This window comes from Frankia sp. ACN1ag (assembly GCF_001414035.1).
GTDB lineage: Bacteria > Actinomycetota > Actinomycetes > Frankiales > Frankiaceae > Frankia > Frankia torreyi.
In genome coordinates, this window is sequence record NZ_LJPA01000021.1 from 34,799 (window position 1) to 45,145 (window position 10,347).

8 protein-coding genes are annotated in these 10,347 nt (G+C 71.5%); all 8 read right to left on the reverse strand.

Going from position 1 to position 10,347, the window contains the following annotated elements; all coding sequences use genetic code 11:
* The coding region (gene cas2e / locus UK82_RS19105; RefSeq protein WP_055408570.1) for a type I-E CRISPR-associated endoribonuclease Cas2e at nucleotides 1–266 on the reverse strand (266 nt) is incomplete at its 3' end.
* Complete coding sequence (cas1e, locus tag UK82_RS19110) at nucleotides 263–1,258, reverse strand: type I-E CRISPR-associated endonuclease Cas1e (RefSeq protein ID WP_044887665.1); 996 nt, start codon at nucleotides 1,256–1,258, stop codon at nucleotides 263–265. The genes cas1e and cas2e, both read right to left, overlap by 4 nt.
* 1 nt (nucleotide 1,259) lies before the next feature.
* Nucleotides 1,260–2,072, reverse strand: coding sequence for a type I-E CRISPR-associated protein Cas6/Cse3/CasE (gene cas6e, locus UK82_RS19115; RefSeq protein WP_044887664.1), 813 nt, complete (start codon nucleotides 2,070–2,072; stop codon nucleotides 1,260–1,262).
* Nucleotides 2,073–2,078: 6 nt separating this feature from the next.
* Complete coding sequence (cas5e, locus tag UK82_RS19120; RefSeq protein WP_055408517.1) at nucleotides 2,079–2,906, reverse strand: type I-E CRISPR-associated protein Cas5/CasD; 828 nt, start codon at nucleotides 2,904–2,906, stop codon at nucleotides 2,079–2,081.
* Nucleotides 2,903–4,045, reverse strand: coding sequence for a type I-E CRISPR-associated protein Cas7/Cse4/CasC (gene cas7e, locus UK82_RS19125; RefSeq protein WP_044887662.1), 1,143 nt, complete (start codon nucleotides 4,043–4,045; stop codon nucleotides 2,903–2,905). The genes cas5e and cas7e overlap by 4 nt, the downstream gene beginning before the upstream one ends.
* A gap of 80 nt (nucleotides 4,046–4,125) precedes the next feature.
* Nucleotides 4,126–4,746: a type I-E CRISPR-associated protein Cse2/CasB gene (gene casB / locus UK82_RS19130; RefSeq protein ID WP_052681420.1), complete on the reverse strand. Its 621-nt coding sequence runs from the start codon at nucleotides 4,744–4,746 to the stop codon at nucleotides 4,126–4,128.
* Nucleotides 4,747–4,769: 23 nt separating this feature from the next.
* The gene (gene casA / locus UK82_RS19135) at nucleotides 4,770–6,392 is read right to left on the reverse strand and encodes a type I-E CRISPR-associated protein Cse1/CasA (RefSeq protein WP_052681418.1); all 1,623 of its coding nucleotides are present in this window, start codon (nucleotides 6,390–6,392) and stop codon (nucleotides 4,770–4,772) included.
* A gap of 618 nt (nucleotides 6,393–7,010) precedes the next feature.
* Nucleotides 7,011–9,884 (reverse strand): CRISPR-associated helicase Cas3', encoded by a 2,874-nt coding sequence (gene cas3, locus UK82_RS19140; protein WP_236706135.1) that lies wholly within the window; start codon nucleotides 9,882–9,884, stop codon nucleotides 7,011–7,013.
* Between the last annotated feature and the right edge of the window lie 463 nt (nucleotides 9,885–10,347).

The following is a 10,347-nucleotide window of genomic DNA, read 5'->3' on the forward strand; positions in this document are numbered from 1 at the left end:
CGGGCGAAAAGCATCAGTCCGTCGTAGTCGACGGGGTGGGTGCGGTCGCGGCCGGCGGTGCGGGCGGACCAGCCCTGCTCGTTGGCGGCTGGCTCGATCATGATTGCGTGGCCGTCACCGACGCGGTCAGCGAGGACGGTCCAGAGGCGGTCGCGGACGCGGGCGCTGGGGTTGCCGACGAAGACGCCGGGAGCGATCTCGATCATCCATCGGGTGAGGTGGCCGCGGAGGCCCTCAGCGACGGCGATGAGGACGACGACGGTCACCAGGGCGGGGGTGGCTGGTCGGTGTCGGGGCCGGTGACACCGACGATCGTGGTGTCGTCGGTCCCGTCGGCGAGGTCGATCGCCCAGTTGACCCCGCCGGGGACATGGCCATCGACGTCGTCCCACAGGTGCAGGGCGTCGGCGTCGTCGATGTCCGCGTCCGCGTCGTCGAGGAGAAGGTCCTTGATGTCGTGGATGATGCGGGCCATGAGATGACCGTCGGCGACCCGGTCCCGGAAGGCGGTGCGGATGTCGCGTTCCTCGACCAATCCCGCAGCGGCGAGATCGAACGCCAAGGGAATCGTGTATTCGGCCTTGTACAGGTCGGCGATGTCGAGAACGAACGACGTGGCCGCCCCGGTGTGGACGAAGCCGAGGGCCGGACTCGCTCCGATGCCGACGATGGCCGCATGGCAGATCCCGTACAGGCAGCTATGCCCTGCGGACAGCAGTCGGTTGACGTCGTCGCCGTCGGCGAACGGGTCACCGTGCGTGTAAACCCGCCGGTTCCAGGTGACGCCGGCGCGGGCCGCGTGCGCGCGGTAGATCTTCTTGATTCGGGCGCCTTCCCGGCCTCGTAGCTGCTGCATGGTGGCGGTGCTGACGTCGTCGTCGGGGAACCGCTTGCCGTACATGCGCCGGGCGACGTCGAGGCGTTCCTTCGTCCGGGTGACGAGATATGCCTGCCGCATCAGCAGGCCGGCGCCGCGACTGGCGCCCAGGCCGGCGGCGTACATCCGCACGCCTCGTTCACCGACCCAGCACACGGCGGTTCCGGAGTCCGCGAGCAGGCGGACCGCGCCACTGGTGATACGGGTTCCGGGACCGAGCAGGACGGTCGCGATGAGGGCCGCGGGGACGCGCACCGTGCGTTCCTTATTGACCAGGACGATCGCGTTGTCGGCCCGGTCGACGTGGCTTTTCTCCACGTAGAGGGTCGAGATCCGGTCCTCGACGCGGTGCAGGTCCTGCGGGTCGGACAGCCACCACATGTCAGCCCCCGACCGGCGCGGCGAGCAGGGGCGCGAGGGTGATCAGGCCGCAGCCGTAGGCCTTGGCCGGGCCGACGCCGTGAAGCAGGGTCTCGCGCGCCCGGGCGGGGTCGCTGACGCGGAGAGCGCCCTCGAACGTCGCGGTGTTGAGCACGACCCGCCGGCCGGTCCGCGTCCCGTCGGCCGCCCGCTTGGTGAAGGAAAGCCGTTCGCGGGCGGTGAGCCGCAGCGCCGGTGCGCCGCGGTCCGGGCCAGGATCGGCGTCGGCTGGCTGGCCGAGGGGTTCGCCGTCGAGTTCGGCGGTGGTGAGCAGGGTGAAGCCCCAGCGGTCGACCCGATCGGTGAGCCAGGCGGTCTGGTGCGCGGCGGTGCGGTGGCCGACGCGGACGCCGCGGGGGCGGGGGCCGGCAAGGTGTTCTCGTTGGGCCGGGGAGGGTTTGTCGGGGGTTCGGGTGGCGCTGACGGTGTTGGCACGCAGCCGGAAGCGGAACTCGCGGCCGGCCTGGAGGCGGTCGAGCAGCGGCTGGTAGTCGCGCACGGCGATCTGCGGCTCGTCGGCGTGAATCCAGCCGGCCTGTTCGACGAGGTGCTCCCATGACGGGGTGGACTCGGTGAGGACGAGGACCTCGGCGCGGTGGGACCGGCTGCCACCCCGGGTCGCGTCAGCGTTCTCGACCCTCCACAGGACCCGTTCGGTGACGGGTTGGCGGGACAGGCCGCCGAGGACGGCGGCGTGCAGGCGCTGCGGGTTGTTCAGCAGCGCCTGGGCGCCGGTGCGCAGCGGGTTCAGCCAGATGCGAGACAGATAGGTCATGCCCGGTCACCATCCGAGGAGCGCGAAGGGATCATGCGGCGGGGCAGCGGCGTCGGCGGCGAGGTCGGCGTCGTCCAGGTCGTAGGGGGGCGGGAGGTGGACCCAGGTCTGGCGGATCCGGCGGCTGGTGAATCCGCGCTCGTGCGGGTCGAAGCCGGTGGGCAGGTCGTGGCGGACATCGGGGCCGGCGGGGTCGTCGACGGTGATGGGCAGGTCGACCGCGGCCGGGCGGGGACGCCGGCTGCGGATGAGGGCGTCGCGGTGCTGCGGCCCGGCCTGCCAGGGCACCCGGCCGAGCACGTCGACAACGTCGCCGGGCCACAGGTCGTCACCGCTGTCGGCGGCGAGGAGCAGCGGCTGGGTCGGTGGGCAGGCGCGGCGGCCGAGGGCGAGCGGGTAGGCGGGGTTGCGTAGCGCGTCGGCGAGGGTCGCGAGGACGGGTTCGGGCGCGGCGACGGCAGCGACGAACACCGCGTCCTGTAGGTAGAACCGCTCGGTGAGGTGGGTGTGCTTGGCCGGCGACGTCGGCTTCTGGGCGCCCTTCGCGCTGACGGCGGTCGAGGGCAGCGGGCGGCCGCGGTAGTCGCTGACGGTGTGGTAGTCGCGCAGCAGGGTGCCGGGCTGGTCGGTGCGGACCCCGAGAGTGAGGTCGAGGAGGTCCTCGATCGGGTCGGTGCGGCGGCGGCCCTGCGCGGCCGCGAGCAGTCCGACGATGCCGCTCTTCGTCGGTTCGGCCTGGGTGTCGCGGCGATTGAACATGCTGCGCGTGCCCCAGGACTGCATCGGGGCGGCGAGGCGCAGGGCCAGGCAGTGGCCGGCCCGGGACTCGGTCATCGGGTGACGCCCGCCAACCGCTGGCGGGCAGCGTCCACGACGGTGCTGATCACCTCGTCGAAGGGCCTTGCCGCGCCGAGCACCTCGGTCAGCGTCTGAGCGGTCGCCACGTTGTCGGGCGTGCGGTAGGTGGAGGCGACGAGTTCGGGACGCAGGCCCCACAGCGAGGTGGCGGTGCGCATCTCGGCGCCGAATCGGGCGACGGACCCGGCCAGGATGCCCTGCCGACCGGCCGACACAGGCTGCTCGAAGGCGGAGACGAGGTTGACCGGCTGGTCGGCGCGGACCGCGACGGTGAGCAGGTTCGGCACGGTGCGGTGGGCGAAGGAGTTCTGGTGGCCGGTCGGCATGGAGGTGGTGAACGCCGTGAGGAACACTCGCAGCGCCTCCAGGGTGGCCTCGACGTCGCCGGCCAGGTTCTCGGCGAGCTGGTGCAGGCCGACAGTGGCGAACCGGTAGAGCGTCGCGGACTGGAACTCGACCGTGCCGATCATCCCGGCGCCGGTCTCGCCGCGGGCGTTCTCGTCGTCGACGGCGGTGTAGTAGTCGAACTCGACGTCGACAGCGTGGGTGGACAGAGCGTGCGCGACCTGGGTGGCGGCGTCGACGTTGAGGGTCGCGAGGTCGGCGACCATCCGGCCGAACAGCGCGACGTCGATGGGATGGCCGCTGCCGAGGGTCGTCAGGACCGGGAGGTCCTTCACCGCGTCGGCCAGCTCCTTGTCATCGAGCTCGACCAGGCGCGGGATGTCGTCGGCGACGAGGTCGACGAGCCGCTCAAGCTGGGGACGGCCGAAGAACAGCAAGTAGGCCGTCTCCGCCGCCTTCTTGCCGGCGCTGATCTTCAGACCGCTGAGCAGGCTGGTGGCGATCCGGGTGGCGGACTCGGCGTCGAGCCCGCTGCGAGCGGCGAGCCGGTCGGCGAGCAGCGCGGAGATCCGCTTGGTGCGGGTGCCGAGGCGGTCGGGATCGACGTGTTCGGCGAACGCTGTCCGGGTGGCGCGCTTCCACGCCTGTGAGCTGACCCGGGCACGCTTGACCCCGCCGTAGACCGCCTGCTTCGGGGTACCGGCGTCGTCCCGGTTGAGGTTGGACGGCGGGACGGTCTGCAGGATGTGGACATCGATGTAGCAGCGCATCGGCTGGTGTTTCCTTCGGCTGGGTCAGGATGGTTGGCGTCCGGCGCGCGGGCGCGACACCGGGCAGTGATGCGTACGGGTCAGGACGTGCCGGGCGCGCCGGCGTCAGCGGCGGCGGCACCAGCGGTCTCGCCGCGGCGCGGGCGGAAGAAGTACTGGCTTCCCCAGCGGCGCCGGACCTCGCCGATGCTGCTGGGGTTCTGCCAATCGATCAGGTCGTGCCACAGGGCGGTGTAGTCGAGGCCGATGGTGAGCTGGCGGAACTGCCGAACGAGTCCGCGCAGGTGATAGGCGGCCTCATCCAGGCCGGTGGCAGTGGCAGCGGTGTTGAACCGGCGGTCGACCGCGTCGGGGCTGAAGGAGCCGCTGTCGTGCAGGCGCAGGGCCGCCGTTCCAAGTCCGATGCCGACCTGGTGCGCCGGGACGGACAGTGACTGCTGGTGGATGGCGTAGAGAGTGAGCGCGACGTGCTCCGCCTGCAGGCGGGGGCTGATCTTGCCGTCGGCGGTGAGAGTGGTGTAACAGCGCCACATCTGGGGGGCCTCGCCGGGGGCGCGGCCGACGCCGCGGCGCAGCGCTGCCAGGTCGGCGCCATCGGGTCGGCCGCCGGTGTGGTCGCGTTCCCAGAAGTGCCGACGGGGGGCCGTCCCGGTGGAGGGGGATGGCGCTGTCCCGGGCGATGTCCCGGCTGCCTCGGACATCCGATCTCCTTGTGGTTGTGGCGTCAGGCGGCGGCAAGGTCGCGCCGGTTGTCCGCATCCCGGCCGAGGACGTCGTTGAGGGTGCGGCGCAGAGAGGTCTCGGCGACGGCGAGCCGGGCGCCGAACAGTTCGTCGGGGTGCGGGCCGAGGAACGCGCGCGGGCCGGCGGTGGACAGCAACGGGTCGACCGTCTCCCAGATCACCTGGCGGGCGATGACCTTCCACGCCAGCTCGGCCTTCGCGGCGTCCTGCGGGTGTCGCGCGAGCCCGGCCAGCAGCCGGCGCACGGTCGGGGTGAAGTTGTGCACGAGCATGTCGCCGAGCCGCTGCCCCTTGTCCCACGGCAGCTTCTCCCCCGCCCCGGCGGCTTCCCGCAGGGTGTCGCCGAGCCGGTTGGCGGCGACCCGCAGGCTCTCGGCCTGGTCGGCGACGGCCAGCACGACTCGGCGGACCTCCGAGTCGCGCAGCAGCGCGGTGACCGGCAGCGGGATCTCGTCGACGGTCACCTCGTCGATCACCGCCGACTGGGTGCCGTACTGCACGCCGACCGTGAGCACCCGCAGTGCCAGGTCGGCGGGCAGGATGCCGTCCTCGCGCAGGCCCGCGGCCTGGGACAGCAGCTTCGGTGCGGAGACCTTCTCCCCGGGGGTGGGCACGGTGGCCAGCAGGGCTTCGAATCCGCGCCAGGCCGCGCGCCCCGACTGGTGGCGCACCGGGCGCACCGGCGGCTGGCCGGCCTTGGGCTTGTCGACCTGCCGCCAGGCGGTGTGCGGTTCGAGGTGGTGCACCGAACCCAGGAGCCGATCGCCCGCGGCGAGCACCACCTGCCGCACCGAGATGCCGCCGGGGACGGTCGGGTCCTCCTGCGGGATGAGGCGGATCCGCCGGGACTGCCAGGTCAGCAGGTCTAGCAGGCCGCGGGGCGGCCGGATCATCCAGCGTGGCCCGGCTGGTGCCTCGCTGGCCCACTGCGGCCGGTCGTCGGGGCGTCGGCCGGCGGGCAGGATCGGGAGGTTGAGCATCAGCGTGTGGAACAGCGTCTCGCCCAGGGGGACGACGACGCCGAGCTGACCGAGCGGCCCGGTGTGGTTGCCGGTCGTCTTCCCGCCCTTGACCTGCGGGTCGCCCACCACGCCCGTCTTGATCGCCGCGGTGTCCCAGCAGTGCGCCGCGAGCAGCGCCCGCGCGGCCGCGGCCGGCGAGAGCCGAGGCGGATCGCTCTCGGTCCGGGAACTGAACAACGGGACGCTGTTGCCGGCGGCGAGCCGCGGAACCAGCAAGGACACCGGCCGGGTCTCGTTCTTCGCCGTGTGCAGTCCCGCGACCTGCGCAAACGGCCTTTCGGTGGAGAAGAGGCTGAACTGGTCGGCACGCGCCGTCAGGTATTCGGTAATGCGCTCGCCGTCAAACACGCCGACGTCCCACCGCTGTGCCCAGTCGTCGTCGGTACGCAGCACACCACATGCTTCGAGGAGTACGGGCAGCAGCACCTGACGCAGGATCGCCACGGCCTCCAGCGGATCGTCCAGAGCAAGCCCGTCAATCTCCTGCGCGTGGACAAGCGCATCCCGGATCCCGACCTCGACCCGGACCCCTCGCCGGTCGACCGGAATCCACCCAGCATCGATCAGACTGAAATCATCCACCTGTTTCCCCCGTCCGTCCCAGGCCCCTCGAACCGCATCGCCACCAGAGATGTATCAGGGCCCACCGACAGTTTTCGGACCCGAGTATGTGTGCCCGATCCAGGAACCTCAGTGGCGGGATCCACCCGCGGCCGAGCGCCTTCGACCGCGAGCATGGCGACGCGCCCGATAGCGGTAAAACTCCTTCCAGAGCTCAGTACGATCCTCGGATCGCTGAGGGACGATAGCAGCGAGTATTCCGAGCACCGCCGTCGCCGCCAACGCCACCCACCAGGCGGCGCCGTCGAGTCCAAGAAGCGGAGGGCCCGCGAGCCACAGCGTCGGGGGTAGGGTCCGCGCCTGAAGTCGCACCTGACGCAAAGGGTCACGTTGCGGAACATCATCGATCGCCACAGCAACAACCTAGCAGATTGACCTAACTGGGCATCAGCGGACTCTGCAAGCTGGGGAGGCCGCTACAGTGGAGACGCCCAGCCACGCTGGGGTTGCCCTTGGGCGTCCGCCGACCTGGCGTCGTCCCCGCACCCGCGGGGTTCCCGTCAACTGCTGACGTCGTCTGGGCGGGTGACTCAACTTGCAGTCCGAGCCACCTGCCCAGCGACGGATCCCGAACACCAATCACCGGTTGCCAGCCGAGACTACGAGGCCGAGGTTGTTGTCGTAGCGTAGATCGCGGCCGCCGAGGGTGGCGGCGTGCTGGTCGTCGAGGATGAGGGCGCGGGTGCGGCGCAGCCAGGGGTCGCCGCCCCAGCCCGGCAGCGGGGTAAGCGTGGCGCGAGCCGCGGCCGTGAGCTCCGGGACGGCGGGCAGCCGGATCACCGAGCCGACGACCTCCTCCAGCACCGCGTCGTCGGAGACGGCGACCTCGCCGCTCGGGCCGAGCCGTCGGCCGGACAGAGTCAGGTAGCCGCCGGCTGGTGCGCGGCGGACGAGAACGACCTCGATCGACTCCTCGCCGTCCCGCACGACCGCGGCGACCCGCTCCTCGGTCTCGAGCGCGGCGGTCCCGTTGTCGTGCAGACCCGCGAGCGTGGGCAGGCCCAGCCGGTCCTCTCCGGCGAGCAGGAACGCCGAGGCGTTCACCCGGCGGCGGGCCTCGTCGCCCTCCCACGCCGTCCGCGCCGCGGCGAGCGCGTCCGCCCAGCCAGGCGGTCCGAGGGGCGCATCGCCGTAGCCGGTGGCGACGAGTCCGGGAACGTGTTCCGGGATCGACCAACCGGGGCCCTTGGCCGCGTCGGCGACGAGGGCCGCGGCCCGCAGGAGCAGGTGATCCCCGTAGACGGCCCGGCTCCCCCCGGGATAGCGCGGGACGTCCTCGCCGGTGAGCCGCAGCCCGCTGACGATCACCTCCGGCCCGCGCAGGTTCGCCGGCCGATCGGACGATGGGCGTTCGTGCCGGTGCAGCCGGCCGACGCGTTGCAGCAGCAGGTCGACGGGCGCGAGATCGGTGATCAGGACGTCCACGTCGACGTCGAACGACTGCTCGGCCACCTGGGTGGCCACCACGACCAGCCGCCGGGGCCGGGCGGCGGCGCCCGTCCGGCCGGGCGGGCCGAGCCGGTCGACGACCTCGGCGGTGCGGTGGGCCCGTTCGGCGGCGGTGAACCGGGAGTGCAGCAGGACGACGTCCGCGCCGAACGCGGCCGCGAGCTCGGCATAGACATCCTGGGCGCGCCGGACGGTGTTGCAGACGACGAGGGCGCAGCCGCCGTCACCGACGGCGCGGGTCACCGCCGCGGCGACCGTCCGCGGGTCGAACGCGTCGTCCTCGTCGAGGATCCGCACGTTGACCGGCGTCGACGGGCGCCACGGCTGAGCGGACACGCCGGCGAAATCCGGCTCGCCGCCGCGGGTGAAGACCGCGGTTGTGCTCGGGTAGCCGTCGGGCGTGGGCAGCGCGGCGAGGTCGACGTCGCGGCACTGCAGAGCACCCTGCAGGTAGGCGCGGGCGAGCTGCTCGCGCAACGCCGGGGGCAGCGTCGCCGACAAGACGATCACCGGCACGCCGGAGTCGGCCAGCCAGCGCAGCGCCTCGAACAGGAACTGCGCCATGTACACGTCGTAGGCGTGCACCTCGTCGAGGATGACGACCCGCCCGGCGAGGCCGGCGTGGCGCAGCATGACGTGCTTCGTGCGGGTCGCGGCGTGCAGGAGCTGGTCGACCGTGCCGACCGTGACCGGGGCGAGCAGACCCCGCTTGGCACCGAGGAACCAGTCAGCGGCCGCCGCCGGACCGACCGGCGGCGCCTCGGATCGCGCCGCGGCGCCCGCCCGGCCCTCGCCGTCCACGCCGAACTCGTCGCCCAGACCGAATGCGTCGCCCATGCCGTAGTCATCGGTCATGCCGAAGTCGTCGAGGTCGTCGTGCACCCCGGCGAAGCTGATCTGACTGCGCAGGGCCGCCCATTCTGGATTGAAACGCGCCCGGCCGTGCAGCAGACCGATCGGCACCTCGACGTCGACCGCGGCGAGCCAGGCACGCACTCGACTGAACATCGGGTCGCTGGTCGCCTGCGTCGGCATTCCGACATAGACGCCGTCCGCGCCGACCTTCGCGGCCAGTACCTCCGCGGCGGCGAACGCGGCCTCCGTCTTGCCCTCACCCATCGGCGCCTCAAGAATCAGCAACCCCGCGCCCGGCATGTCCCGGGCCAGTTCCACCGCCGCAGACTGCGCGGCGCGAGCCGCTTTACCGAACCGGTGCCGGACGAGATCGTGCTGGTCTACGGGCACGAGGTTCGGACGCCGCCAGCCGCCACGTAGTCCCAGTTCTTCCCAGGCTTTCCGGGCGCGGTCCCTGGCGGCAGCCATCGACACTTTCGTCGGATCAGACAGCCCGCCGAAATGCGTGTGATCGCTCGCGATCCAGTCGGCCATGATGATCAGGCCAGACAGGGTGAGCTGGTCCCCGCGGCTCGGTGTCCTCGCCTCCCCCAGACCTGGCAGATCGACACCGAGGTCGGCGGCGACCCGATCGACGAACGCCTGCTGGGCCTGCGGCCAGAGGCCGACGCCATGCGCCACACCAGGGTTGACCAGCCTGTCCCGGCCAGGAATCCGGCCATGATGACCCGCAACCAGCGGCCACACCCAGTTGCACGCCTGCCGGCTCCACCCGACCTGCGGCAGGTACCCACGCAGGATGACCGCACCGGCGCGCGCATGATGCCAACGCCGCCCCTGCTGCGGGCTCACGCTCTTCCAGTCGAAACCCGCCGCTCGGACCCGTGCCGCCAGGCCGTCGTCCTTCATCTGAAAGGCCGGCGTCGCCTTCCCGACGTCATGCAGCCCGCACACCAACGCGAACAATGCCCGCCCCTGCCCGTCGCTGACCGCGTCGAGCCGTTCCCGGATCACCGGCGCCAGATACCGATCCCAGACCAGCTCCCCCACTGCGGCCGTATCCAGCAGATGCCCGAGCAGAAGATGCATCGAACCACCCCCCTTCTCCGCCGACTTCCCCCACACCACTCCCAGCGCCAAACTCTCCACACACACCCCTCTCAAAGATTCCACTCAATCGCATTCCAGAGACAAGCAGAAAACGCCCCAAGACCCATCATCCACAGGATATATTTCCGTGTAGTCAAAAATGACAAGGCACGAAACCTGCGACATACAGAACTCCCGCACTTGCGGGAACAATTACCGGCCGATGGTGTCGAGCACGGAGATGACGGGAAGATCCCCGCGCATGCGGAGACGACGACGCGGGGTGGAGGGCGTGAAGCACGACCCATGGAAGATCCCCGCGCAGGCGGGGACGACACCGAGGTCGACCACTGGGATATGTCCCCGCCCGGAAGATCCCCGCGCGGCGGGGACGACGGGTCGGGACCGGGTCACTCCGTGGGCCGTTCCGGAAGATCCCCGCGCGTGCGAGGACGACCGAGCCGGGTGGCGATACCCAGCCTCCGTGACGGGAAGATCCCCGCGCGTGCGGGGACGACCAGCA

Excerpts from the sequence above, each read along its gene's own strand:
- cas1e (WP_044887665.1), bottom strand. The coding sequence starts at position 1,258 with ATGTGGTGGCTGTCCGACCCGCAGGACCTGCACCGCGTCGAGGACCGG.
- cas6e (WP_044887664.1), bottom strand. The coding sequence starts at position 2,072 with ATGACCTATCTGTCTCGCATCTGGCTGAACCCGCTGCGCACCGGCGCC.
- cas5e (WP_055408517.1), bottom strand. The coding sequence starts at position 2,906 with ATGACCGAGTCCCGGGCCGGCCACTGCCTGGCCCTGCGCCTCGCCGCC.
- cas7e (WP_044887662.1), bottom strand. The coding sequence starts at position 4,045 with ATGCGCTGCTACATCGATGTCCACATCCTGCAGACCGTCCCGCCGTCC.
- casB (WP_052681420.1), bottom strand. The coding sequence starts at position 4,746 with ATGTCCGAGGCAGCCGGGACATCGCCCGGGACAGCGCCATCCCCCTCC.